The sequence below is a fragment of the Moorella naiadis (nom. illeg.) genome (assembly GCF_051020825.1).
Taxonomy (GTDB): domain Bacteria; phylum Bacillota; class DSM-521; order Neomoorellales; family Neomoorellaceae; genus Neomoorella; species Neomoorella naiadis.
In genome coordinates, this window is record NZ_JAXGFQ010000030.1 from 1 (window position 1) to 24,701 (window position 24,701).

The 24,701-nt window shown below is 59.8% G+C and carries 28 protein-coding genes and 1 tRNA gene; 3 read left to right on the plus strand and 26 right to left on the minus strand.

Translation table 11 applies throughout. The features are described 5' to 3' along the window. Positions 1-140: 140 nt before the first annotated feature. The 7 genes from SDD30_RS14595 to SDD30_RS14625 form a co-directional block, all read right to left on the minus strand. A complete protein-coding gene (locus tag SDD30_RS14595) occupies positions 141-740 on the minus strand; it encodes a DedA family protein (protein ID WP_434075670.1) in 600 nt (199 codons plus the stop codon). Beyond that, complete coding sequence (locus SDD30_RS14600; RefSeq protein ID WP_434075671.1) at positions 737-1,501, minus strand: phosphatidylserine decarboxylase; 765 nt, start codon at positions 1,499-1,501, stop codon at positions 737-739. Before SDD30_RS14600 ends, SDD30_RS14595 begins: the two co-directional genes overlap by 4 nt. Then, positions 1,495-2,481, minus strand: a complete 987-nt coding sequence (locus tag SDD30_RS14605) for a hypothetical protein (protein ID WP_434075672.1) — start codon at positions 2,479-2,481, stop codon at positions 1,495-1,497. Before SDD30_RS14605 ends, SDD30_RS14600 begins: the two co-directional genes overlap by 7 nt. Position 2,482: 1 nt before the next feature. Next, complete coding sequence (locus tag SDD30_RS14610) at positions 2,483-4,561, minus strand: PIG-L family deacetylase (protein WP_434075673.1); 2,079 nt, start codon at positions 4,559-4,561, stop codon at positions 2,483-2,485. A 152-nt stretch (positions 4,562-4,713) separates the two neighbouring features. Next, positions 4,714-5,376 carry a formate dehydrogenase subunit gamma gene (locus tag SDD30_RS14615; protein ID WP_434075674.1) on the minus strand — a complete coding sequence of 221 codons (663 nt, stop codon included), beginning with the start codon at positions 5,374-5,376 and terminating at the stop codon, positions 4,714-4,716. Beyond that, positions 5,369-6,064 (minus strand): 4Fe-4S dicluster domain-containing protein, encoded by a 696-nt coding sequence (locus tag SDD30_RS14620; RefSeq protein ID WP_434075675.1) that lies wholly within the window; start codon positions 6,062-6,064, stop codon positions 5,369-5,371. The genes SDD30_RS14615 and SDD30_RS14620 overlap by 8 nt, the downstream gene beginning before the upstream one ends. Before the next feature lie 5 nt (positions 6,065-6,069). Further along, a complete protein-coding gene (locus SDD30_RS14625) occupies positions 6,070-7,965 on the minus strand; it encodes a molybdopterin-containing oxidoreductase family protein (RefSeq protein WP_434075676.1) in 1,896 nt (631 codons plus the stop codon). Between SDD30_RS14625 and SDD30_RS14630 the strand changes: the two genes are divergently transcribed. After that, positions 7,853-8,560 carry a LysR substrate-binding domain-containing protein gene (locus SDD30_RS14630; RefSeq protein ID WP_434075677.1) on the plus strand — a complete coding sequence of 236 codons (708 nt, stop codon included), beginning with the start codon at positions 7,853-7,855 and terminating at the stop codon, positions 8,558-8,560. The two genes, SDD30_RS14625 and SDD30_RS14630, sit on opposite strands and share 113 nt — an antisense overlap. 7 nt (positions 8,561-8,567) lie before the next feature. Here the strand turns inward: SDD30_RS14630 and SDD30_RS14635 are convergent, their stop codons facing one another. The 17 genes from SDD30_RS14635 to sfsA all read right to left on the minus strand — a co-directional run bounded on the left by SDD30_RS14635 (position 8,568) and on the right by sfsA (position 22,805). Beyond that, positions 8,568-8,792, minus strand: a complete 225-nt coding sequence (locus tag SDD30_RS14635) for a sulfurtransferase TusA family protein (protein ID WP_434075678.1) — start codon at positions 8,790-8,792, stop codon at positions 8,568-8,570. An 88-nt stretch (positions 8,793-8,880) separates the two neighbouring features. After that, positions 8,881-9,858: a radical SAM protein gene (locus SDD30_RS14640; protein ID WP_434075679.1), complete on the minus strand. Its 978-nt coding sequence runs from the start codon at positions 9,856-9,858 to the stop codon at positions 8,881-8,883. Further along, the gene (locus SDD30_RS14645; RefSeq protein ID WP_434075680.1) at positions 9,848-10,897 is read right to left on the minus strand and encodes a radical SAM protein; all 1,050 of its coding nucleotides are present in this window, start codon (positions 10,895-10,897) and stop codon (positions 9,848-9,850) included. Before SDD30_RS14645 ends, SDD30_RS14640 begins: the two co-directional genes overlap by 11 nt. A gap of 19 nt (positions 10,898-10,916) precedes the next feature. Beyond that, complete coding sequence (locus SDD30_RS14650) at positions 10,917-11,939, minus strand: geranylgeranyl reductase family protein (RefSeq protein ID WP_434075681.1); 1,023 nt, start codon at positions 11,937-11,939, stop codon at positions 10,917-10,919. Further along, the gene (locus SDD30_RS14655; protein WP_434075682.1) at positions 11,932-13,524 is read right to left on the minus strand and encodes a lipoyl protein ligase domain-containing protein; all 1,593 of its coding nucleotides are present in this window, start codon (positions 13,522-13,524) and stop codon (positions 11,932-11,934) included. The genes SDD30_RS14650 and SDD30_RS14655 overlap by 8 nt, the downstream gene beginning before the upstream one ends. Before the next feature lie 100 nt (positions 13,525-13,624). Beyond that, on the minus strand, positions 13,625-14,065 hold the full coding sequence (locus tag SDD30_RS14660; protein ID WP_434075683.1) for a hydrogenase iron-sulfur subunit: 441 nt from the start codon (positions 14,063-14,065) through the stop codon (positions 13,625-13,627). Further along, the gene (locus tag SDD30_RS14665) at positions 14,065-16,908 is read right to left on the minus strand and encodes an FAD-dependent oxidoreductase (protein ID WP_434075684.1); all 2,844 of its coding nucleotides are present in this window, start codon (positions 16,906-16,908) and stop codon (positions 14,065-14,067) included. Before SDD30_RS14665 ends, SDD30_RS14660 begins: the two co-directional genes overlap by 1 nt. 3 nt (positions 16,909-16,911) lie before the next feature. Beyond that, positions 16,912-17,790 carry a CoB--CoM heterodisulfide reductase iron-sulfur subunit B family protein gene (locus tag SDD30_RS14670; RefSeq protein WP_434075685.1) on the minus strand — a complete coding sequence of 293 codons (879 nt, stop codon included), beginning with the start codon at positions 17,788-17,790 and terminating at the stop codon, positions 16,912-16,914. Between the two features lie 164 nt (positions 17,791-17,954). Then, positions 17,955-18,431 (minus strand): 4Fe-4S dicluster domain-containing protein, encoded by a 477-nt coding sequence (locus SDD30_RS14675; RefSeq protein ID WP_434075686.1) that lies wholly within the window; start codon positions 18,429-18,431, stop codon positions 17,955-17,957. A 36-nt stretch (positions 18,432-18,467) separates the two neighbouring features. Next, positions 18,468-18,884 carry a glycine cleavage system protein H gene (locus SDD30_RS14680; protein ID WP_434075687.1) on the minus strand — a complete coding sequence of 139 codons (417 nt, stop codon included), beginning with the start codon at positions 18,882-18,884 and terminating at the stop codon, positions 18,468-18,470. Between the two features lie 15 nt (positions 18,885-18,899). Next, positions 18,900-19,376 carry a DsrE/DsrF/DrsH-like family protein gene (locus SDD30_RS14685; RefSeq protein WP_434075688.1) on the minus strand — a complete coding sequence of 159 codons (477 nt, stop codon included), beginning with the start codon at positions 19,374-19,376 and terminating at the stop codon, positions 18,900-18,902. An 11-nt stretch (positions 19,377-19,387) separates the two neighbouring features. Beyond that, the gene (locus SDD30_RS14690) at positions 19,388-19,615 is read right to left on the minus strand and encodes a sulfurtransferase TusA family protein (RefSeq protein WP_434075689.1); all 228 of its coding nucleotides are present in this window, start codon (positions 19,613-19,615) and stop codon (positions 19,388-19,390) included. A gap of 27 nt (positions 19,616-19,642) precedes the next feature. After that, positions 19,643-19,939 carry a sulfurtransferase complex subunit TusB gene (tusB, locus tag SDD30_RS14695; RefSeq protein ID WP_434075711.1) on the minus strand — a complete coding sequence of 99 codons (297 nt, stop codon included), beginning with the start codon at positions 19,937-19,939 and terminating at the stop codon, positions 19,643-19,645. A gap of 91 nt (positions 19,940-20,030) precedes the next feature. Next, entirely contained in the window at positions 20,031-20,381 is a 351-nt protein-coding gene (locus SDD30_RS14700) for a DsrE family protein (protein WP_434075690.1), read from the minus strand. A gap of 186 nt (positions 20,382-20,567) precedes the next feature. Further along, the gene (locus SDD30_RS14705; protein WP_434075691.1) at positions 20,568-20,921 is read right to left on the minus strand and encodes a DsrE/DsrF/TusD sulfur relay family protein; all 354 of its coding nucleotides are present in this window, start codon (positions 20,919-20,921) and stop codon (positions 20,568-20,570) included. 191 nt (positions 20,922-21,112) lie between these two features. Continuing rightward, positions 21,113-21,460, minus strand: coding sequence for an ArsR/SmtB family transcription factor (locus tag SDD30_RS14710; protein WP_434075692.1), 348 nt, complete (start codon positions 21,458-21,460; stop codon positions 21,113-21,115). A gap of 604 nt (positions 21,461-22,064) precedes the next feature. Beyond that, the gene (gene sfsA, locus SDD30_RS14715) at positions 22,065-22,805 is read right to left on the minus strand and encodes a DNA/RNA nuclease SfsA (protein WP_434075693.1); all 741 of its coding nucleotides are present in this window, start codon (positions 22,803-22,805) and stop codon (positions 22,065-22,067) included. A gap of 9 nt (positions 22,806-22,814) precedes the next feature. Here sfsA and SDD30_RS14720 point away from each other — a divergent pair, with 9 nt between their 5' ends. Further along, complete coding sequence (locus SDD30_RS14720) at positions 22,815-23,030, plus strand: tyrosine-type recombinase/integrase (RefSeq protein WP_434075712.1); 216 nt, start codon at positions 22,815-22,817, stop codon at positions 23,028-23,030. A gap of 137 nt (positions 23,031-23,167) precedes the next feature. On the opposite strand, the gene SDD30_RS14725 is transcribed toward SDD30_RS14720, so the two are convergent. Further along, positions 23,168-23,243, minus strand: a tRNA-Ala gene (locus tag SDD30_RS14725). Between the two features lie 159 nt (positions 23,244-23,402). After that, complete coding sequence (locus SDD30_RS14730) at positions 23,403-23,882, minus strand: AAA-associated domain-containing protein (RefSeq protein WP_434075694.1); 480 nt, start codon at positions 23,880-23,882, stop codon at positions 23,403-23,405. A gap of 188 nt (positions 23,883-24,070) precedes the next feature. On the opposite strand from SDD30_RS14730, the gene folE reads away from it, so the two are divergent. Further along, positions 24,071-24,628: a GTP cyclohydrolase I FolE gene (gene folE, locus SDD30_RS14735; protein WP_434075695.1), complete on the plus strand. Its 558-nt coding sequence runs from the start codon at positions 24,071-24,073 to the stop codon at positions 24,626-24,628. Positions 24,629-24,701 lie beyond the last annotated feature (73 nt).

The window sequence follows — 24,701 nt, forward strand, 5'->3', positions numbered from 1 at the left end:
CCCTTTCTCAAGGAGGGTGACATTTTCTCTGTCCCTTTAAGGTGTTTTTATAGTGACATTTTCATTGTCCCTTGACATGGGAGTGTAGGGGAGTGTAGGGGAGTCGGTAGGCCAACCCGCAGGCAGCTGGGGCTAAGTTTTCAGTGAGCCCTGCCGGCATACCAGCGCCGCCAGCAGTAGTAAATGGAAGCGGCGGTAAGGGCCAGGACCAGCAGGATCAGCAGAGCATCCATCCACCAGGTAGCATACCGGCGGTAAAGCTGCCACCAGCCCAGGAAGTAATGGGTCCCCTTCCAGCCGGCATACTGCCAGGCCAGGGTCCAGGTAAAGGCCCCCAGGGCCGAGTAAAGGGTGTAGATGCTAGCTTCCATACCTACCACCCCGGCGGCCAGGATGGTCGGGGTGCGGATGGGGCCGAACCAGCGGGCCAGGATAATAACTACGGCCCCATAACGGCCCAGCCAGTAGCGGGCGGTGGTCATACCCTCTGGCCCCCAGCCCCGGTGCAGGAGGCGCTCAATGAAACCGCGACCCGGCCGCGCCCCCAGCCAGTAACCAATAAGGTTCCCCAGGAGGTTGGCGGCCGTCCCGACAAGCACCGCCCCCCAGAAGCTCATCTCCCCCCGCTCAATCAGGTATCCAGCGGCGATAAAGGCCGGCTCAAAGGGTACACCCGGCATGCCCGTCCCTTCGATGGCTAGGAGGCCAAAGAGGGCCAGGTAGGCGTGGATGGCAGTCAATGGCCCACCCCGCTTGCCGGCCGGTAACGGGCCACCACCGTTCTGGCGCCGTATACCTGCTGCCCCACCTGGACAGTAAACTCGATGTCCTCGTTAAATATAACCAGATCTACCTGGGAACCCCGCTCGATAAAGGAGACCTTCTGACCGCGGGTGACTGTTTGACCGGGAGTAATAAAGCTATTAATCTTGTTAACGAATTTATCGGCTATCTCTACCATGGCCATCTTGAGGCCCTCACCCTCCAGGAAAACGGTCAACCGTTCATTTACCAGTCGGTAGCGGTGGCTAAAGAGGTCCACCGCCCGCCGGAGATAGGTCAGGCGGATATACTCCCAGAGATCCACCATGGGCAGGTTGACTTTGGCCTGGGTATGGACCATCTCCTCCACCCGGCCAGCGATAGGAGCATAATTAAAATGGACGTCCAGGGGTGACATATAAACCCCCAGGATCCAGCCCCGGACACCCCGGCCGGGGGCCTTCATGATCTCCTGGATAGGGATGGGCTGGCCCAGTTTGGCGGCCACCACCTCCCCGTTCTGGAAGGGTTTGATATAAACCACCATACCGTCGGCCGGGGCTAGAATGACGCCCTCTTCCGCCGGGGCTACCCGGACCGGGTCACGGTAAAACCATACCCGGCGCAAAAACCACATCACCGCGGCAATGACGACGATCAGGGGAATAAAGAACTTTAACAAGGTCCCGCCTGCGGCGCAGGCCGGTAGGACAGCCAGAGTCAGATTGTAAGCTACCATTCGGACAACACCTTCTTTATGCTATAAGGCATCCTGGGTATATAATAACCGCAAAAACCGGCCAGCATCAAGGGCCAGCGCACGGGCATGGGCTGTAACGGCCGGGGCTGGAGGCGACCGCCGCGGTAGGCATTATCCAGGGCCGTGTAAGCGGCCAGGGTTCCCTCCCCGGCCCAGATGGCGCCCATGGCATCGGCCGGCGTTTGCCGAAAGCATTCCTCCGGGACCGGCAGCAGCCGGGCGAGTTCCCGGTAGACCGGCTGCAGTTCCCGGATGTAACCCTCCCGGGCCACCTGGCGCCGCAGGCGATTGTAAGTCGCCACATCCCCCGGGTAGTCAGTCTCCGCCTCTAAAATAGCCTGGAGACAGGCCAGCAAGAGGTGGATCCGCTCCAGATCCCACACCGGGTCGAAGACCCGGATCTCCAGGGTACCCAACCTTTTCGATTCGATTAGGTCCTGGAAACGGTAGAGCCTGTCCGCCCGCAGGGGACCAATGGCGAAGGCCTCAGCCCAGCGGTAGGACTGCCCGTAGCGCCGGCCGCCGGCAACTGGAGAATTAATTACCAGCAAGGCCAGGAGGGGTAAGAAATAGACCAGGTTGCGGTAGGCCCGTTCCCGGTCCGGGAAACCGCTGGCGTGGATATGCATACCGCAGATATTGGTAGGGGTCACCTGATCAAAGAGATGCCCCACGGGGACAATGAGTCCCGGGCAGACGGCGGCCAACTCCTGCCGGCGATGACGCAGGTCGGCTACCAGTTCTGTGGGGTCGGCGAAGATCCCGGTAGAAATCTCGATACCACTCATGAGACCCCAGCGCAGGTCCTTGCCGCGGTTGAAGTTACAGGCGGTATGGGTGTAGTAATAGCCCGGATCATGCCAAAGTAAACGAGCCAGGTAGTATAGGGACTGCAGGGTTGGTTTGTCGGGTTCGGTGATAAAGACCTCTTCTTCCAGGCCAAAATGCAGCGCGGTCATTTCACAAAACGCCCCCGTCTATCTTGACGAGGCGCCAGGGAATGCGGTCCAAAGGCAGCCTGCTGATGGTGGTACCGGCAGCGAACATCAGGTAGTGTTCCCCCGGCGGCACCAGGTCCGGCAGGATAAATTCCAGGCTGTTGCTCCCGGCGACCACCTGGACGGCCTGCCCGTCGTAATCAGCCGGCCGGGTCAACCACCTGACTCCCCGCTCTCCGGGTGCCCAGGCCCAGGTAAAGCGCCGGACGCTATCCCCCGAAGAGGCCGGCAGCAGGTAAAGGCTAACGTTGTAACCCACCGGAAAACCCACCCGGCCCCAGGTATCCAGGCGTAAGTATGTCGTCCGGCCGAACTGGACCAGATAGGCAGCCTTTAAATCGCCGCCTCGCTCTACTTTTTTCGTCAGCAGGTCACCACCCGGATCTCGGGCGATAGCGGCCTCCGGGGGCCAGTCCTCAACCTTGCCGCCGGAGCCAGGGGCCGCCGGGAGGTTAGGCGCAGTAATCTCCGGCAGGCGGGCGAAAACCTCGTTGGGCCGCGCAAAATTGGCCAGAAAGGTCGATATAACCTTTTCCTGGGTGCGGTAGGCGGCAATCGCCTTTTGTTTTTGTCGCAAAACCTCCGGAGACAGGAGGAATTTATACCAGGGCATGCCCTGGGCCAGGAAATATCCCGGCGGTAAGAGGGGTTTTTCCCTACGGTCAAATACCGGCAGCATCTGCCAGATGCCGGTATGAATAACAAAGGTATAAATGCGGGGCTGGAAAGAGGGATCGGCCCCTTTTAGTTTACCAACCGCTGCCAGGGTAAAGGCGCCGGTGGCCCAGTGGTCGGGATGACTGTCATTGGTGTCGGTGACACAGATGTCGGTAGGCCGGTACTGTCGGAAGATCGCCTCCAGGTTATTGAGCAGGGCCGGGGCGGTGTAGGGTTCGCCCGGCTCAAAGGCCAGTTTATAGGGTACAGCCGCCTGGCGCGTAGTAGTTGATTGAAAGGGTTTATCCTCCTGCCAGTAATTGCACCAAAGGGCGGCCAAACCACCGTCCGGATAACCCATAAAGATAATGTCACTGCTACTGACCCCCAGGTTGGCCAGGGCCTGCACTGCTTCCTGCTGGCGTACCCGGCCATAGTTTAAAAAATCCCCGGCGCTGGCCGGCAGGAACCCGTTAAACTCCTCCACACCCCGGCGAAAGCCATCGCCATTGGTCATAAAGACTACCTTAACCGGGTAGCCCCTCTTCCTGGCCGTAGCGATTAACCCCCCGACGCCAAGGGTCTCATCATCGGGGTGGGGTGAAATGACCAGCAGGCGGTGCTCGGCAGCCAGGTTCAAGTCAGGCATCCTGCTGGCCTCGGCCGAGGCTACCCGCGAGTTGTCATAATTAAAAACCAGCCCCAGGGATACCAGTACCAGCAGAATGGCAACCGGCCGGGCCTTGAGTTTCTTTCTGGTCAGGCGCCAAAAAAAACCGGCGATATCTTTATACATGCCCATTCTGGCCACTACCCCCCGGTACAGCCCCCGCTTTTCTTCTTTCATGATATGGGTCATGTTTACCAGGGGTACTTTTTCTACCCGCCAGTGCCGGGCTTTAGCCTCGCTGGTAAGCTGGACCTCGATCTCAAAGCGGCTCTTTTCTGCTCCCACCGCTAGGAACAGGTCCTTGCGAATAGCCCGCTGGCCCGAGAGATGGGGAGCCACCACCTGGGCCAGGTCGGTCATGGAGCGGCCCTGGCTGAAGATACCTACAGTCATATCGGCCCGGCCGGCCAGGAGGGGTTCCAGGAGGGCCTGAACATGACCCGGCAGCAGGCCCTCCAGGTCGGCATCGAGAAAGAGAAGGATGTCTTCTCCGGCGGCCCGGGCCCCGGCCGTCATGGCAGCACCTTTACCGATGTTAACGGCCAGCTCAATCACCCTGGCTCCGTGGCGGCGGGCCACGGTGGCGGTGTCGTCTTCCGAACCGTCGCTGACGACAATGATTTCCGTAACCGCGACGACCTGGCCCAGGGTATCGATTACTTGCCCTACGGTAGCTGCTTCATTATAGGCCGGGATAATGGCACTAACGCCCATATCCTATCCTCCAAAATGAGATGTGCGCAAAATTATCTTGTCTATAAAGGGACAGGTTTCTATAATTCGCTACCAGGTTAAGGATATCCTTCCTCTATAATAATTATTGCCCTGGAAGAAGTCCAGGGCAACATAGAAACAGAAGAGATTTTTTAAGCCACTTGTTGTTTTTTTCCCCGGGGATCCTTTTCCTGGAGTTCCCGGTACCAGCGGGCGTGGTGCTCCCGGGCAAATTTCGCGGCCACCTTGCCCGATAACATGCCATTGATGGATTCCCGGGAGTTGGGGTGACCCAGGGCGAGGTAGATATGCCCCAAGATAACGCCCCCCATCACCAGGGCCCCGGCCGAATGCAGGGGTAGGGCCCAGGCGACGACTGCCGGGGAAAAGCTGTCCCGGAAGATCAGGAGCCAGCCTGTCACGGCCATTAATAGGGACCCGCTAATGGTCAGCAGGGAGTTTAGCTTCTCGCCGGCGTTAAACTTGCCCTGCTCGGGCAACTGGACCTTCAGGCCGAAGAATTCCCGGGGAAAGGCGGCGACGAAACGCCAATCATCGGCCCGCCAGGTCAGGCATTCTTTCAGCCACTGGCCCATCGTCCGTGGCGTTCCCAGGAGGAGGATCAGGACCGTCAGGAAGGTGAAGGGATAGGCCATGAAGTGATGCACGCTGCGGAAAAGGCGCAGGCCCCCACCCCCGAAGCCGCGAAAGACCAGGGCTAAACCCGTCAGCAACAGGACAATAAAGGCGATACCGTGGCTCCAGTGGCCCAGGCGCTCGGCCAGGTTAAAGCGTTCTACCCTTTCCTCAGGCATTAGTTCCGCCTCCTTTAATATTGTTAATTACCAGGCTGGTGACGACGGCGCCGGCAGCCAGGCCCATGACTGTTTTACCACCGGGGTGGACGATATCCTGCCAGATGCGTACGGCTCCGGACTCCCGGAAATCCGGGGGCAGGTAGGAGGCATCCAGGTTGCGGGGGGGCACATAAAAGATCGAGGTACCCTTGATCCGGACGGCCTTTTTGACAGCTATGGCCCGGTTGAGCTCACCGCCCTGATCCTCCAGGTCGCCAAAGACCCGGGCCCCGGCCATGCAAGTATCCACACAGACCGGTTTCTGGCCCTGGGCTACAAAGTCATAACAGAAATAACACTTCTGGACAATATTCCGCTCCGGGTTGAAGCTCCGGGCGTCATAGGGGCAGGCCGATTGGCAGTAACGGCAGCCGATACATTTGCTCTCATCGACGACGACAATACCGTCAGGCTTTTTCTGGGTAGCCCCGGTGGGGCAGACGCGGGCACAAGGGGGATTATTGCAGTGCATGCACTGGGTGGTGACCACCCCACCCTTGACACCGGGGAAACTACCGACCTCATAGCGGTGTACCCTGGTAAACTGGATCTCCGGCAGCAGCTCCCATTTAGCCTGGCAGGCCACGGTGCAGCCGTGGCAGCCCACACAGCGCGTCAAGTCGACCAGCATTGCATATTGTGCCATTTAACCTATCCCGCCTTCCTTACCGTTACCAGGGTCTCGCACTGGGCCGCCGCCCCGGAGACCGGCGCCGTCATAATGGGGATCAGGTCGCCGCCGTTGGCACCGCGGTTATAGGCCAGGTGCCGTAGGGGTACCCGGCAGCCAAAACCATGGGCCAGGAAAACGGCCTCCGGGTGGATGGCCTCCGTTACCCTGGCTTTGACCCTAATTTTACCTGCTTCTGAAGCTACCTCTACCAGGTCCCCGGTCTTGATGCCCAGCTTACTGGCCCGGCTGGTATGGATCCAGAGCTCATTTTCCGGCATGATAGCGTGGAGGTAGCTGTTATTATCCGTAGTAGTGTGGGTGTGCATGGGTACATGGCCCTGAATTAAGCGGAAGCTATCATCTTTAGGTTTAACCAGGGGCGGTTCCCAGACCGGGGTCAGGGTACTGCCGGCCTTAACGAAGGCCGAGCAGGCCAGCTCGATCTTCCCGGAGGGGGTTTTCAGTTTGCTGTAATCCGGTTTGGCGGCCTCCACCTCGGCCACCCCCACTTGAGCCAGCCGGGCCTGGGTGAGGCCCAGGGGAGCCAGCAGGGCGTCATTATACTGCTCCAGAGTAAAGTTAAAATACTCTCCCAGGCCCGCAGCCCGGCCGATGCCGGCAATAATCTCCTCGGCGCCTTTGTTAGCGAAAAGGGGCTTAATGGCCGGCTGGCGCAGGACCACTTTGTTACCCACCGTCATCAAGGGGTCATAACGCTCCAGGTAGGTGGCCTCGGGGAGGATGTAGTGGGCGTAATAGGCGGTATCATTCATCTGGATGTCAATGGCCACCACCAGGTCGAGCTTCTGTAACGCCTCGATGAAGGCCAGGGAATTGGTGCTGGAGCGCACCGGGTTTAGGTGCTGGATGATGACTGCTTTAACTGGATAGGGCTGGTCCTGCTGCACCCTCTCCGGGAAGACCTGGATCATACCGTGGGCTTTGTTCAGGGGCCATTTGGCGCTACCGGCCCCATCCCAACGGGGCGCCGTCGCAGCCGGTGGTTTCGGCCCCATAATCCCGGCGGGACTGCCAAACTTGATAGCCGGCGGCAGTGACAGGCCGCCCTTAGCACCCAGGTTACCCAGGAGAGCGTTAAGGGCGGCGATGGCCCGGCCGGTCATAACGCTGTTGCCGTACTGGGAACCGGTGACGGCGTGCCAGCCGGGGTCAATGGCTGCCGCTGGCTTGGCTGCCGCCAGCTCCCGGGCGATGCGGCTAATGGTCCCGGCCTCGAGGCCCGTAATCCCGGCCGCCCAGGCGGGAGTATAATCGCTAACCCCCTGCTTTAATTCTGCCATGCCGGTAGTATGGGCGGCCACAAAGGCAGGGTCATAGAGGTTTTCGTTGATTAACACATTAATCAGGGCCAGCACCAGGGCCAGGTCGGTTCCCGGCCGGATAGGCAGCCACTCGTCGGCAAAAAAGGCAAAGTCACTCAGGCGCGGGTCCACGGCCACCAGGTGGGCACCCTCGGCCCTGGCGGCTACGATTTTTTGCACATCCGGGTTCTTAATACCCCCGGTGAGGTTGCGGCCACAGGCGATGTAGTACTTGACGTTGCGGTAGTCCACCCCGGGTACGCCGCCGTACATCTGCTCGAAGGCCACGTTACGGCTGCTGTAACAGGTAGGGCCGTGGCCGGTATAGTTGGGAGAACCGAAGGCGGCCATAAAGTGTTTTTCCAGGGGTGAGATCAGCTCGGGGTGGGCGAGCCAGACCAGGGTCTGGGGACCGTACTGCTCCTTCAACTCCTTTAACTTGCTGCCGATCTCCTGGAAGGCCTGCTCCCAGCTGGCAGAAAACCTCCGGCGTGACCTGGATAACTGGAAAAGCGGCCAGGAACACCTTATCGTCGGCGCCAGCAGCAGCATCGGCAGCTATGCCCTGCCCTGTACCATTTATAGTTTTAAGGAGAAGTATCCCGGCGCCAATATCAAGCTCCTGGTCGGCAACCGGGAGGAGACCATCCAGAAACTATTGGATAAAACTATTGACATTGGGCTCATCGAAGGCCCGGTAGACCAGCCCGGCCTGGCCACCCGGGGTGTAACTGAGGATGAATTGCTTTTAATTGTCCCCGCCGGCTGGCAGGGCCAGGAGAGTATTACCCTGGCAGAACTCTGCCGCCTGCCCCTCATCCTCAGGGAAGAGGGTTCAGGTACCCGCCAGGTCATCGCCCGGGCCCTGGCCGAGCAGGATCTGTGTATTGCCAACCTGAACGTTGTTCTGGAGTTAAATTCCAACGACGCCATCAAATCGGCCATTACGGCCGGCCACGGGGTTTCCCTCCTTTCCCGCCTGGCCACCCGGCGCGAGATCCACGCTGGTACCTTAAAAGCCTTGCAGGTGGAGGGAATCTCCTTTCGCAGCACCTTTACCATCGTTTACCCGGCCGGCAAACCGGCCAGTAATCTGCAGAAGAAGTTTTTCCGTTTCCTGTTAACCAATAAGAAAGCCTTCTGTTAAGAAGGCTTTACTTCTTTTCAATTATAATTTCCCAGATGCCATTATCTACCTCGCTGACCTCAACCCGGTGGCCCAGTTTGCGTACGGCCTCGGTCAGGGACTGGCTGGTACAGTTATGATCAGTGGTCACAATGAGGATATCGCCGCCGGCCAGCTGCTTAAGCCTAACCTTAGTGCGCACGATGGGTATCGGGCACATCTCCCCGCACATATCCAGCCGGTAAACAGCCACCCCTGCTCCCTGCCTTAGATTTTATCTTTGCAACCCGCATTAAAAAAATTCGTCCCCGGCTGGGTAAATCCTGCCCCGCTCTCCACTTTTAAAGCAGGCTACAACAAAGATCACTAAAAAAGGTCTGCAGGCCCAGGCGCCGCGCCCGGGATAAAGTTGCTTCATGGGGGTAAGCTATACCGTTCACCCCGGCCCTGAGGGCGTAAAATTCCGTCCGCAGCCGGTGCCAGCCAGCCGGCCGGGCGCACCCCAGGAGGAGGTTTAACCGGGGTCCGGCCAGGCGGGCCGTAGCCAGGAGGCGGCCTACCGCCGCCGGGGCTGGCGGGGTGACGCCGGCCATGGGAGTGCCCGGCAAGGGTGTTAAAACCACTAGGACCAGGTCCCGGCAATCCCGGCTCAGGACCTGGTAAAGGGCCTCCAGTTCTCCGGTCAGGCGGCCGAAGTTTAACCCGGCGACTATATGGGGTACGACTTTCAGGCCAGCGGCCAGGAAGTTTTCCAGGGCAGCACCGTATTCAGCCGGCCCCATTGTCAGGTGGTAGACCCGGCGCGCCGTTTCCCGGTCGCCGATAATATCCAGCAAGACCTGGTCGACACCGGCGTCTTTCAATCCCCTGGCAGTAGCCTGGCCGGCCAGGCCGGTGTGGACGATAACCTTTAACCCCAGGCCCTTGAGACCGGCCAGGGCCTCCAGATAGGGTGTCAGGGGTACCCGGCCATTAAGGTCGGCGCCGCCGCTGACCAGCACCCCCCGGCAGCCGTCATCCTTCAATCGCCGGCCCAGCTGCAGAAGAGCCGCCGGCGTTCCGGCCGGGTACATGCTTTGCAGGAGTTCCCCCCGGCAATGCTCGCACTGTAGGCGGCAGCCCTGCCCGGTAATACTGATGGTAACAAATTGGCGACGATCATTCCGGTGGTCGCCACTGTCGTAGTGTTTACTCCCCGGGGTGGCCAGGCCCAGGACGGGAGAAAAATTCTTTAAACGCAGCCGCCAGGCCGCCGCCAGCAATTCTTTCAGGGGGAGATGATAGATCCCAGCCAATTGCCGGCGCAGTTCAACCGGCATGGGCTGCGGCCTCCTTAAGCCCCTGCCGGAGCTGGTGCTCGACGGCCCGGATATCGCCTGGTTCCGGGGCGAAGGGAAAATTGCGGATGGCCTGGGAGGGGCGTTCATTACCGTAGGGACGGTTGCAGGCTACGGTATGGCCGTCCTTTCCCGGGCAACCGGAGGTCCGAAAGGCTTCCCCGGCTCTAACCAGGGAAGTAATATCCATCCCGAAGTCCACCACCTGGCCGGTGTCATTAAAGGTCATATCTTCAGCCCGCCCCAGGCCCTCGTTAATGATATAACGGGCCAGCTGGACCCGGCGGTACTGACCCAGGGGCGGCTGGCGGCGGCGGGCCAGGGTCGTGCCGGCTTCCGGGAAAAAGCTGAAAAGATGGGTTTTGGCCCCCATATCCTGGGCCCTCTGGATAGTCTGGATCATCTCGGCCTCGGTTTCCCCCAGGCCAACAATCAGGTGGATGCCGACCCGGCCGCGACCAAAGACGGTGACGGCCCGGGCGACTCCCTCCCAGTATTCCTCCCAACGGTGGGGGCCTTTAACCCCCCGACCGCGATAATGGGCAAAGAGTTCCGAGGTGGCGCAATCGATGGCAATACCGACCATATCGGCACCCGCTGCCTGTAATTCAGCAAAATCCCGGCCGCGGCAGGCGGTGGGAGTCAGGAGGGCGCTGATTAGGAGATCGCTCTCCCCGTGCCAACGGTTCACAACTGCCAGGAGGTCCGGCCACGACCGGCGGTGGGTCTGCATGCCAACGCACACCCGCTCCAGGCCGCGGGGATCCCGCTGGACTTCTGCCAGGATTGAGTTCAGGGTATATACCGGCCAGTCGACGCGGATAAAGGTTGGTTTGACGCTGGCCCGGCGATTACCGGAGAGACCACAGTAGGCACAGCGGCCGGCGCAGGGTTCGTTATAGGTCAGGAGGAGGTTGAGGCCAGTCAGCCGGGCATTGCGGTGAAAGCTGCCGGGCTGAAAGCCCAGGGTGATGGCCGCCGCGGTACTGGTTTTAACGTACTCCGGACTGGTTCCAGGCATAATTAATTCCTCCGTTCTCTCAGGTCAGCCAGGTCTGGTGCAAAAGTTCGCTGAGGTCACGAACACCCGTACTCCACTCTTCCTGCCAGCGCCGCCGGTTGGCCTGGCCCCGTGCCGAGGTGCAGCCCAGGAGGTCCCGCCAGCTCTCTTCATAAGCTGATAGGGGTGCTCCTGAGCTAAGATAAGCGGCGGCCGCTTCCCCGGCCAGGCGGCCGCTCAGAATGGCCGTCAGGATGCCGGCTCCGGTCACCGGGTGGGTGAAACCGCCGGCGTCGCCACAGAGGAGCACCCGGCCCCGGTGCACCTCACTGTAAGTACCACCCGCAGGGATCAGGCCGCCCGTCCGCCGGATTACCCTCTGCCCCTGCCAGCCCGGATGCCGGAGAAAATGGGCCAGGGCTGCAGCCGGGTTGATTTCTCCCGGCATCAGTCCCACCCCCACATTGGCCGTTTCCCCTTTGGGGAAGACCCAGGCGTAGCCACCCCGGTAAAGGGGGTCAAAGTAGACCCGGGTAACACCAAGGGATTCCGGCAGGGTTATCTCTACCTGGGCTGCAGCAGCCAGGGGCTGCCGTGGCCAGCCGGAAAGGCGAGCCACCAGGGAGAGGGGGCCGTCGGCGCCGATGATGACCCCGGCCTTCACCGCCACCCTTTCCCCGCCTCGCTGGATAACCAGGACCTCACCTTTAAGATCAATTACCCTGGTCCGGAGCCAGAGCTCCGCCCCGGCACGGATAGAGGTATCGGCCAGGGCGCTATCTAAAATCTCCCGGTTGAGGATATAGCCCGGGGCGGCGGTACGGGTACAACTGCCATCGGGGAAAAAGGTTTCCAGGGTCTGGACGGGTTGGGCAACGGCAGCCACGGGGAGTTCAACCTCCTGGCTGATTAATGCCGGGACGTATCCGGCGCACTGGACGGGATAACCCACCCGGCCTTTCCTTTCTACTAAAAGTACCCGGGCGCCGGCAGCGGCCATTACCCTGGCGGCCGTGCTCCCCGCCGGCCCGGCGCCGACGACGACGGCATCGTAGTTAAGCATGGGCGGCCACCGCCACCTGCCGCCGGGCCTTACCCGGGGCTACCCGGGCCATGAGGAGCTTCAGGAGGTCCAGCTTAAGGGTAGTCTGGTTTTCAAACTGGCCCGCATGGGCGGCACGCTCTTGGCCGAGTTCATAGCAGGTGGAACTGTCGATATCCAGAAGGATGCCAGGCAGGCCGATGCGTTCCAGGTCACGGCGGTGTTTGGTGAGGAAGGCTTCGCAGCAGCTCCCAAGGAAGGCCGGCGCTCCTTCCTGCTTTAAGCGCCGCAAGACCCGGGCCAGCATCTCGTAGTTTTGGATGGTCAGGGGTTCCAGGCCGTATTGCCGGGCCAGGCTATAAGCTGTACCAATGGCGCAACGATCACACTCACTGCACCCCTGGCGGCTGCGGAAACGGCAGGTGGGCAGTTTGGCGCAGTAGGGCAAAAGGACTACCGGGGCTGCTGTTATCTCTGCCAGGGGTTTGACGACGGTAGCGACGCTGTTTACGGCTGCTGCCGGTAGGCCCTGGGTGGCGTGGTCTTTCTTTATCAGGGCGTCGTTGATGGTGGCTGCCACTTCGGCGGGGTTAAGTCCTGGCAGGCGGGCGCCGGTCTGCCGAAAAAATTCGTTAACCTCCCGGGTCACTATCTCCGGCTCGGCGGGCAGGCCTTTAAACCGCGCCTCCAGGTCGTAGATGGCCCGCCGGGGATGGGCGAAAAAGTCGCCGGTTAGGTAAAGGCTCTCGATGCGGCGGTTGCCTGGGCTCAGGATCAGGGAGCTACGGATAAGGCCGCCCCGGGTACGCCGGCCGGAGCGCAGTTCCATGCGTCCTTCAGTCCCCTGGACGGCGTTAATCCATTCCTCCGACTGAAAGTAGGGTAAACGTTCGGCCAAAAGGTTTTCTTCCGCCGGCATCAGGCCGGCAGGGGTCAGCTCCATCTGGAATTCCCGGCAAAATTCTTCCGCTATGACCTGCTTGATGGTTGCCAGGGGCGGTACCCGGCCCAGTTCCCATTGGAGACAGGTGACCCGCTCTTTCAGGGAATTGATCTCTTTGGCTTTGAGCTTCTCAGTAGGGATACGCAGGGCCCGGAGCATGGTTTCGACGTCAAAGTCGATGAGCAGGGTCCCCTGGTAGAGGAAGGCTCCCCCCAGCTCCGTTCCCCCGGTGCCAGAGATCTTGCGGCCCTGGACTTCAATATCGTTACGGGGCCGGTAGGCTGCCGGCACCCCCAGGCGCTGCAGGGCCCTGGCTACGGCGCTGCAAAGTTGGGCATAGAGCTGCTCCAGGCGCCGGGACACGCCGGGGTAATCCAAGGTGGTGATAACCTCCCACCCCAGCTGGTTGGTGTCCCAGAACAGGGCACCGCCGCCGGTAATGCGACGGTTGACCTCTATCCCCTCCTGCCGGCAGTACTCCAGCCTTATTTCCTGCTCCACTACCTGGTGAAAGCCGACCAGGACGCAGGCTGGACTAAACTGGAGAAAGCGCACGGTATCCGGGGCCTGCCCCGCGGAACGGGCCGTGAGCAGGACTTCGTCCAGGGCCATATTCTCGGCCGCCGTCCGGCTGCCGGTATCCAGCAAACGCCACTGGTACACGTAGCCTCTCCTCCTTAATGAAATGTGGGAAGTGGGAGGTGAGATGTGGGAGGCTTGCAGGAACTGGCTGCGCCAGTTCCTGATTAAAGCCTACCTGCCACTATTTTCTTCCGTTCGCTGGCGATGGCGAGCCATGATGGATGCTTCTTGGGGCCATTATACTTGTTTCGAAGTCGGCCAGGATACGGGCCAGGTCGGCGGCGCTGTCGGGGCCCAGGGTGGCGAAGACTACCCGTTCCGGCTCCAGGCTGGCCGCCTGCAGGCGTTGCTGCACGGCAGCGACCCGTTCCCGGGCCCTTTCACTGCCGTAGAGGTGGTGACAGGCCCCCGGGTGGCAGCCCAGGACCATGACCCCCTGGGCCCCCTTTTCCAGGGCCGCCAAGATCAGTTCCATACTTACCCGGCCTGAGCAGGGTACGGGGATTAATTGCACCGGCACTGGCGCCGACAAGGAAAGGCCCTCTTGGGTCGCCCGGGCGGCGGCCCGCCAGGCCGAGTGCTGGCAGCAGAAAGCTATAATCCGGTCTTGCCTTGCAGCCATTACCGGTCCACCTCCCCGGTTGCCATTACCTGGAGTAAGTCTGTATCAGTAGATCCCGGCAGTTCCAGGGCGTGGGCCGGGCACTCGGCCACGCAGATGCCGCAGCCCTGGCAGGAGCGGGTGCGCACCAGAGCCTTGCCCTGGACCACCATGGCCCCGTGGGGGCAGGTGCGGACACAGGTCAAGCAAGCGGCGCAGGCCGCGTCCGGCGGCCGGAAGGCAAAGGTTACGCCCTCTTTTTCCGGTTCCTCTGTCTGCAAGAATTCCAGGACTGCTGCTGCCGCCAGAACAGCCGCCTGGCGGGCTTCCCCGGCCGCCAGCGGTTCCCTGCCGGCGGCCAGTAAAAAGATGCCCTTACGGTTAGTAGTCACCGTGCGGTTGTACAGGCTGTCCAGGCCGCTTACACTATCTGGTTTCCCCTGGCCGGCTTTTAGGCCCAGGCGCTGCCATAACCTGCAGGTAGCCGGGGTAGCGGCCATCTCCTCCCCGACCACCAGCAAAGCCGGGGAAAGGCGGGTTGCGCTTGCTAAAGGAGAAGCCGGCGTTGCCGCAGTAACTGGCTGCCCTGGGCCCGGTTGAGGGCTCCCCTGCTGGTCATCCCCTGGCGTTAGCTGGTGATGGCCCATAGCCCCAGGGGACTCTTCCGGAACGGCAGGGGGCTGCCAGGTGGGGTCCCTGACTAGCAGGTCCATACCGTTCCAGGCAGGCGGCTCCTCCGATTTAATAAAGAGCACCCCGGCCTCCCGCAGGCGGCCGTAAAGGGCCTCCAGTTCCGGTGTGGCGGCTACCCGCATCTGCCGCGCCAGAAAGTAGAGGGGACGATCTGGTCCCAGCTTCGCCTGCAAAGCAGCCAGGTTCTGCCAGGCCAGGTCGTGAATGGCCGGGGGAGCATCACTGTTGACGTCCAGCCAGAAGACTATCGCGCCTCCGTTTTTTAACCCTGCCAGGGCGTTGACGCCGGCTAGCTCCGCTGGCGAGGGACCATCCCCGGCTAGCCCGGGCTGCTGCTGGACTGAAGTTGATGTCCCTTCCACTAACGGACCGGCCGGCACCTGGGCCTGGCTTAATATCGAGCTGTCCTCTAGCGTAGCCAGGGCCGCGGCCAGCTGTTGCTGGGTGAGGACGGGTACGCCATCCGGGGCTGCCGGCACCAGCGCCGCCGGCAGGGTGGCAGCCAGGCGGGCCGCCAGGAGGATGGCTCCGGCCTGGAGGGTTAGCACCCGCCGGCCATCTCCCACCACGATGCTGAAGGCGCCGGCGTCGCCATCCACCGCCAGGACCTCCAGGCCGGGGAGATAGGTAAACAAGGGGTTAGCCGTTATCTCTTCCCAGAGGCTGCCGGCCAGGCTACCGGCCGGGTCGGCGGGATCGAAGTTGCCATCATCGTCCAGGAGGATTACCTGACGTCCTTTAGCGAGGAAACGCCGGGCCGCCAGCAGGGCGCTGGTTCCCCGGCCCACCACCAGGATAGTGCCGTTAACATCCCCTGCGGTACCCCTGGATGCCATCTCCAGTACTGTTTTTTCATCTTCTGGGAACCGGGTAGCCGGTACTATTTGTCCCGGATAAGCACCAGGAGCAGGCATCACCCCCGCTGGGGTACCGGTAACGGGCAGGAGGGTTTGCGCCAGCATCTCCCCGACCCGGGCCGCCGCCAGGCGGGCGTGGGCGATGCTCTCCTGGATGTCCCGGGGGGCCTGGCAGGTGCCGGCCAGGAAAACCCCCGGCACGCCGGCCTGGACACCGTTCCCGCCGTCCCCGGTGGCCAAAAAGCCGGTAGGGTCCCGCTCCAGGGAGAGGCCGGGTAGAATCTCACCCTCAACCGGGGTAATCCCTACGGCCAGGACCACCCGGTCAAATTCTGCCGTGGTGAGGATTCCCCGGCCCAGGTCTTCATAATAGATACTGACCCGGCCGGCCGCACCCCGGCGGATCTCCGACGGCATACCCCGGACCAGCTTGACACCGGGAGTTGCCTGCAGTTCCCCGTAGATTGCCTGCAGCCCGGCATCATTGAGCTGCAGGTCCATATAAAAGATGGTGACCTCCCGGACCAGTTGCCGGGCCAGCAACGCCCTGGCCAGGCGTAAAGAATAGCCGCAACAGACCCGGGAGCAGTAATCATGGCCCAATTTCCGGCTGCGGGAACCGGCGCACTGGATAAAGGCCAGGCGTTCCCACCGCCGGACCTCCAGAGCGCCCCGGCTGAGGGTGGCCTCCAGCTCCAGGGCTGTCATGACCTGGGGGTAAAAGCCATAGCCATATTCGGGCAATCCGGCGGCGGCAAAGGGGGTAAAACCGGTGGCTACCACAATAGCCCTGGCGTGGATAGGCCCTGGCGACGCCGGTTCCAGCTCAATGGCGGTCCGGGGACAGGCGGCCCTACAGGCCTGGCAGTCTTCGCCCCCCGCCCGCAGGCAGCGGGAGTTATCCAGGCGGTAGGCCCGGGGCAGCCCCCGGAGATGGGGCGGCAGGATGGCCCCGGCCGGGCAGGCTTCCTGGCACAGGCCGCAGCAGTCACATTTCTGCCAGTCAATCCGGGGCCCGGTCGCCACCAGATTGATAGTAAAGGAACCCGCCTGACCCGTAACCTCCTCGACTGTCGTCCCGGTGGCCAGGGTAATATTCTCCTGGCTGACGATTTCGTCCATCAGGGGAAAACCCAGGCAGACGTTGCAACGGCTGCAGTCCACCCCGGCCTTGCAGGCGTAATCCAGCCACCGGCCGCCCAGGACCCGTTCCTGCTCGACGATCGTTACCTGCAGGCCCGCCTGGGCCAGGTCCAGGGCTGCCGCCATACCGGCCGGCCCGCCGCCGACGACCAGCACGTCTATTACTAACAACGACTACACCCCCAACTTCTCCCGCAACCCGTCGGCGGGGATCTGGTTTAGCTCCAGGCCCAGTTCGTCCGGGTCCAGCCCCAGGGCCAGCCCCAGGAGCTGGGGGAAATACAGGATGGTTAATTCCTGGTCTGCGGGCTGGCTGTTGCTAAAATTTAAACCGCAGGTAGGACAGGCCACCAGCAGGGCATCGGCGCCGCGCCTCTGGACTTCCCGGACTTTGCGGCCCGCCTGTTCCTGAGCCAGATCAGGCCGTAAGCCCAGCAAACCGCCGCCGCAGCAGTCGTTTCTACCATCGTAGCTAACGTTGACAGCACCGGTGGCGGCCAGCAGGCGATCCAGGGCCGCCGGGGCTTCGGCGTCCTCCCGGGGCTCCACCCCGTAACTATGGAATACCCTGGTGGGCCGGAAGTAGTGACAGCCATAGTGCACGGCAATCTGCAGGTTATCCAGGGGCCGGCTGATCCGTCTGCGGATAGCCTCCCACCCGATTTCACTGTCCAGGACGCGCAGGAAGTGCTGGACCCGGGTTGTACCCTGGTAATGGAGGTCTACCCGGTCCAGGTCCCGGTTAACCCGCTCTCGCAGGGATGCGTCCTCCTTGAGCTCCAGGTCGGCTTCCGTCAGGGTGCCGCTGCAGGCGTTACACAGGGTGACAAGGGGCAGGCCGGCAGCCTCGGCCTGGCAGAGGTTATGGGCTGCCACCAGCAGGCTGGCGTAGCTGTCCAGGGCCTTCAAGGGATAGCCGCAGCAGCGAAACCCGGGCAGATCGACCAGTTCTATCCCCAGGGCCTCTGCCGCCCGCCGGGCCGCCAGTTCGTAACCCAGGTTACGCACCGGTACGTTACAACCCAAAAAGAGGGTATAGCGCTGCCCCGTCATGCACCCAACCCCCCGAGCTTCAACCCCACCTGCCCGGCAGCCACCGGACTGCGGCAACAGTTCCCCGGCCTACTGGAGAAGGGGCTTCCTACCGAAACCGATGGTGCCGGCAACATCCGGGTAACCATTTTGTTGCTCTCCTCTCCCGAAGATAAGGCTTTTTACTATTTCTGGTCCTGGTGCTCTCCAAATAAAGCAGTCCCGGCTAAAAGGCGACTGAGAATCCCCGTCTCTTCATCCAGAGCCGGCAGGCCCTCGTCTTCGCGGTACTCGTTGTGAAACTCATCGATGTTATAGAGGCGGCCGTCTTCAGCTACGAGCTTAGCCGCCGCCAGGAGGGCCGCCGGGGCAAAACCACGCTCGCAGGCCAGGTTCTTCAGGGCCAGTAAAACCTCCGCCGGTCGAGCCTCCTCCGGGCAGCGTTCCTGGCAGGTGAAGCAGGCCAGGCAGTACCAGAGCTTCTCATCCTTGAGGACGGCTTCTTCCTCCCTGATGGCCGCCAGGCGCAGGAAACGGCGCGGGTTATACTCTGAATCCAGGGTAGCCACCGGGCAGCCGGAGGTACATTTGGCGCACTGGTAGCAGGCCCGTATGGTGTTAAAGACCGGCCGGTCCGTTAAGGGGGCCCTTCTTTGCTCCATTCCCTTCGCGTCCTCCGCAAAATGGTTTCTGATGTTTTATTTCTGGTGTTTGGCTATTTCCGCTTCGATAAAGGCCTTTAAGGCTTCTCCCTGCAGGAGGTTGGCCGTCTCGGCCGGGTTGCTCATTTTGATCCGGGCGATCCAGCCCTCCCCGTAGGGGTCAGTGTTCATTAGGCCGGTTTGTTTCTTCAGGCTCTCGTTGACTTCGATGACTTCGCCGCTTACCGGGGCGTAGGCCCGGCCGACCCATTTGCCGGACTCCACGGCAGCCAGGGGTTTACCCTGAGCCACGGTTTTACCCTTTTTGGGCAGGTTGATATGGATAAAGGCGCCGGCCAGTTGCTGGGAGAAGTCCGTCAACCCGACGGTAGCAATATCGCCTTCGATCCTGGCCCAGCTATGCTTATCGTCGTAGTAAAGGTCGTCGGGAAAGTTATAGGTGGCAATCTGCATCTACCGGTCCCCTCCTTAAATAAACAGGCTGATCTTGGCGTCGGCGGCTTCCTGAAGGAAGGCAGCCACGCCACCGAACTCAACGCCGTCGATAAGGTCTTCCTCGGGGATCTCCATGACCTGCATGGACATAATGCAGGCGACAAACTTGACCCCCATCTCCTGGGCCAGGGCCAGGAACTCGCTGACGGCCTGGACCTTTTTGCTCTGCATCTGCTTTTTCATGAAAAACGGCCCCAGACCGCCCATATTAAATTTGGATAGGGGCAGCTTATCCGGGCCGGAGGGCATCATCCAGTCAAACATCTTGCCCAGAAGGGAGCTGGCCCCTTTGCGGCCGCGGGTTTTTTTCAAAAGGTTGATCCCCCAGAAGGTAAAAAAAATCGTTACCTCCATACCGGAGGCTGCGGCCCCGGTGGCCAGGTTAAAGGTAGCCAGAGCTTTATCCAAATCGCCGCTGAAGCAGATAATGGCCATTTTGTCGGCTGCCATGACCCGTCCTCCTAGCTCTTTTTAACAAAATAACTGGTGTAGCTGTTACCGGGTTCGGAACCAAGGAAGATATTCCCTGTCTTCTGGCACCAGGCGGGGATATCCACCGCTGCGCCTTTGTCGTCGGCCTGGACCTCCAGGACTTGGCCGGGTGTCATGGTTTTCATTTTTTGGGAGAGTTTGACGATGGGCATGGGGCAGAGTAACCCCTTGGCATTTAAGACGGCATCAGCTTGCATTAGGGGTGACCTCCTTTGAGATGACTTTCACAAAACTTTACCGTGTTTAACAATTAAATCCACCATTTCGCCGTAGTCGATAATCCTGATCCCGGGATAAGGTACCCCGGTATCCAGCCCCCGGGCCTGCAGATCGGGGGCCAAGGCGTAGAAATTAATTCCCTGGTTACGGGCTCGGTCCACCATAGCCTGGTAATCAGCCGGCGCTTGCTGGAGGGACAGTACCGCATCCTGGAGTAATACTACCTCCGAACCTGGTTGAGTCATGGCCAGCCGGAGGTTGCGCCGGTAGTCCAGGCGCTGGAAAGGGGAGTGCGTTAACATTGCCAGCAAATGGATCCCTCCTCATTCACTACTTTTTCTCGTTTACCTATCAGCGGCTGTAAAATTTCCATGGTAACTCCCTGTTATCATCCTAAAACTGAATGATTCCCTCAGCCGCGGCCAGGGCTTGCCCCAGGCCTGTCAGGTCCACCACCTGGCCGGCCAGGATCTCTACCGCCGGGATCCCCCGCTCGGCCAGGGATTCCTCCAGTACCAGGAGTTTCACGCCCATCTCTTCAATGCTGCCGAAGGCCTCGCCCAGGGATTTCATCTGCAGGGCCTCTGGCTTTTGCCCCGGATGAACGGCCCAGACCCCGTCATCCAGCAGGACCACGGTGGTATCCACCTCCAGACTGGCCATGCCGATGGCGTAGCGATAGCCCTCAACCATGGCCGCCGTTCCGTAGGGAGCCGAGGGGATCAAGATGAGTACTTTTTCCAATCTCCAGTCACCTGCCTATAATAAAACTGGTCACACTAGTTTTTCAGTGTCCCTGACGACTATCGCCTTGCACCACCACTACTGCCAACGGTATACAAAGGCCATCCTGTTGCGATGCCGCCCCGGTCAGGAAATTGGACCAACAATAACTACCAGTAATACGCCGCCGGAATGCCGGATGGGGTATCAAAACCCAAAATTCACCAGGATATCGGCCTCCTGGAGCATATCAGCCATGTCCACCAGGCTGCCCATTTCCGCACCATCGATGTACATCTCTTCGGTAACACCCCGGAACTTGGAGCAGGCACCGCAAGCGGCAACCTGAACGCCGGCATCGGCCAGTTCTTGGAGCATGGCGGCCAGGTTGCGCTCACCGGGGGCATCGATATTTTTATTGGCCGCCACTACCCCATCAATGTACAAAAAGAGGCTGACACCGTGGCCTTTAGCCAGGGCGGCCTTGGCCAGGCCATAAGCCGTATCCAGGTTTTGATAGGTGTAGGGTCCTGTCTGGACAACGAAACAGAGCTGGGACATCCCTTTCCCCCCTTTACAGTTTGATGGCACCTCTGTTCCCTTCGTAGTTGGAGAATTGATAAACCTCCGTTCACCTTGTAGAACGTTTAATTGCACCCTTGTTCTTGTGGTTCGTGGTTGGGGTGAAAGACCCTATCAGGTACTGCCTGGAAGAATAATTGGGCTGGAGGATCTGGAATAGGACGGGCAGTTTACCCCTCTACCAGGTCTCGATCTTCCCTGCTCCCCGCTTCCACCCCCCCTCCAGCCTGGTTTTCGGCCAGTACCAGGGAACGTATCTGCTCCATGAGGGTAAACAGCTCGGCTTTCTTGATGGCATAAAAGACATTACGCTCTTCGCGCCGGCGGCTGAGGTAGCCTTTGTGGAGGAGAATTTGCAGCTGCTGGGAAACGTTAGACTGTTTCTCCCCGGTCTCGCGGACGATCTCACTGACGCTCTTTTCGCCTTCCCGGAGGGCGCAGAGGATCTTCACCCGGACCGGGTTGGCCAGGCCCTGCAGGAACTCCGCTACCAGGGTACATTCAGATTTCGAAAGCATCTTTGTACTCCTCAGGTATATATATGAACAGATTAATGATCTTTAAATTATTAATCTCATTATCCCATGAAAGCCATCCCCCGTCAAGATAAAAAAATTGCTTTTGCTGAGATCATAATTGCCCCATCATGCCTGGCCCTGAAAATCGCGGGGGTTCGAAGTCGGAAAATGGGCAGTAGCCCCGGCACATAAAAATAACCCGCCGTTAATTTGCCCTTTACTTTGCCATGCTAAAATGGCAGGGCCTTGATTGGCTGGCTATCACCGGGCACGTCGATATACCGGGTTTCCCGGCCATCCTGGCTGCCCTGGTCAAGGGGGAACGCTCCCCCTGGCCCGTTTAGCGGCGACAATTCTCTAACCCATTTCCCCCAGCAAAGAACCCCGGTAGCCTAAAGGCGACCGGGGTTCTTTGCATCTAAGGCGGTGTGCTTCTGAGCTATTCTCAGGGAAGCTAATCATATGGCTGATGCCCCACGAAACCACGAAAAAGGTCGCCGGGCAAGGCTGAGCGCTAAGTTTGCTCGCCGAGAACCGCGAAGCCTGGGGTATGTACCCGCCAGCTTACAGAAAGCTTACCAATATGGACCCTTTTGGCAGAACCCTATTCTTTAGGGAGTCTGATGGCCACTGGATCACCCAAATCAGCCGCCTCCAGGGTGATGTGGCAACGGTAGGCATAGATCTCGACGCCGGCAGCAGCCGCCTCCCCCAGGGTACGGGCAAAAAGAGGGTCAGTAGCCCCGTTGGGGGCAAAGCTGACGGCGTCTTCCCTCTGGATAATAAAAACCATCGCCGCCCGGTAGCCTTCCGACCGCAGGGCCATCAACTCCCGCAGGTGCCGGCTACCGCGGCTGGTGGGGGCATCGGGAAATAAGGCCACCCTATCATCGGTTACCAGGGTCACCGATTTGACCTCCACGTAGCACGGTGGCAGTTCCCTCCTTACTGGCCTCCCCCCTTGCTCTTTCCCTTCCCTTAACAAAAAATCCAGGCGGCTGGATCCGGCCCGGACTTCGGCCTGCAACTCCCGATAATTTTTAAAGGGTTCTAACCTCCCGGCCTGGAAGGCGACGGCAAACAGGCGGTTAGGCAGGCGACTGTCCAGGGATATAAAGGTATCCCCCTGGCGTAGGAGGGCTACATCCAGGGCCGTCTTCCGTCCCTGCCAGGACGTTACTGGGGCCAGGTAGAGTTCGGCGCCGGGCTGCAGCAATTCCGTCAACCGGCCCGGATCGGCCAGGAAGGCCGTTAGCCTCTGCCCATCCCTCGCCGCTATAACTGTAAAGCGGTTGGGCCGGCTGATAAAAGTTGCTTTAACCAGACAGGCTGGCAGTTTAATCATCCTTCCCTGATTGACTCGGGCCCAACTTCAACCCGGCCGCCCGCATACCACTACAACCGCACTTTTCAGCGGTTAAGAAAAAAGACGGGCCTGGAAGGTGTAAGCCCACACGTGTTACTGCCTACCTTCGCGACCCGTTTGGCAGAGAAAAACATCCACCCTAAAGTAGTTCAGGAACTTTTAGGTCACTCGCAAGTAGCGACTACCCTGGACATCTACACCTAAGCTAACTTAGGTTTCAAAGAGCAAGCCATCAACAAACTGGATGGTTTGCTCCCGCCCAAATAAATCCCGTTGCTACACGGTTGCTACACCAATAAAAATTTAAGCCTCCCGGTAAACCCGAGAAGCCTAGGTATAACTGGTGGAGATAAGGGGAGTCGAACCCCTGACCTCTTGAATGCCATTCAAGCGCTCTCCCAACTGAGCTATATCCCCGCAGCAATGCTTATTATACTGGCCCTTGACCTGTTTGTCAAGGGCCAGTTCTCAAACGGTTAATGTCAATTTACAGGTTGATGCACCAGGAATGTCCAGTTACTGTTTTCCCGGAGCCCGCAAGGTGTAGGAGGGGGGGCTGGCTACATCCAGTATAACCTATTCCTGATCTAGAAATAGAAACTCGCCCTTAGTATCGTAACCGATAATTTCGGCGAAGCGGCCCCAGTCGACTACGGTCTTAAAGAGTATTTCAGCGTCCTCGTCGGACATTCTACGGGCAAAGCGCCTGATTACCTCTTCCCGGCGTAACTGCTGGCCGCGCCCGGACTTAATCAACTGTAAAACTTCCTTAAAAGCCGGTAATTCCTGGAGCCTAGCGGCGATTATATCCTTGCGTTCATTTATATCGGCATTCAAAAGTTTAGTGCCGAGTTTGGTGAGGGTTATGTCACCATTGGTCGTCTCAATAAAGCCCAGCACCCTGGCGGCCTCGATTACCGGGCCGATGTCATCCAGTTCCATGGAAAGATTACCGGCAAGCTTAAAGATATCTTCCCTCCCCCGGGCATCGTCCAACATCTCCAGCAGACCGACGACCATCCCTATACCTACCTGGGGTAAAGGTCCAACATCCACGGCGGCTATGACCCCCTATTGGATACCATTTCTAGGTACCATTATTTTATCTTATTATACCAGAACTTAGAACAGAATTCATTAACAAGATGACCTATTTCTATGATCCCCTGAGCAGGAAAACTTCTCTCTCCGGGGAATTATATTTTATGTGACGGGCTACCAGAAATATAACTGGAGGCACGACTATGGACAAAGAAAAGATCCGCCGGGCGGTGCGGATGCTTATCGAGGCCGTCGGTGAGGACCCGGACCGGGAAGGTCTGCGAGAAACACCCCGCCGCATAGCCGATATGTATGAAGAAATCTTTGCCGGCCTTAAGCGCGACCCGGGCGAAGAATTAACAGTTGTCTTCGACGAGCATCATGAGGAACTAGTGTTGGTAAAGGATATCCCCCTCTACTCCACCTGCGAGCACCACTTTCTACCCTTCCTGGGCAAAGCCCATGTAGCCTACATCCCCAGGGGAAAGATTACCGGTTTAAGTAAACTCGCCCGGGTAGTAGATACCGCTGCCCGGCGACCCCAGGTGCAGGAGCGTTTAACCTCCCAGATCGCCGATATTATCATGGAAAAATTAAACCCTTACGGTGTGGTGGTCGTGATCGAGGCCGAGCACCTGTGCATGAGCATGCGGGGTATTAAAAAACCAGGCGCTTTAACCATTACCTCCGCCGTCCGGGGCCTGTTCCTCCGCGACCAGGCCGCCCGGGCAGAAGCCATGTCCCTTATCCGGGGGCAATGACATCAGAAGGCCAATGACAACCCACCTGACCCCGTCACCTTTGCCTTTCAACAGGATAGGCTGGCGGGTACAG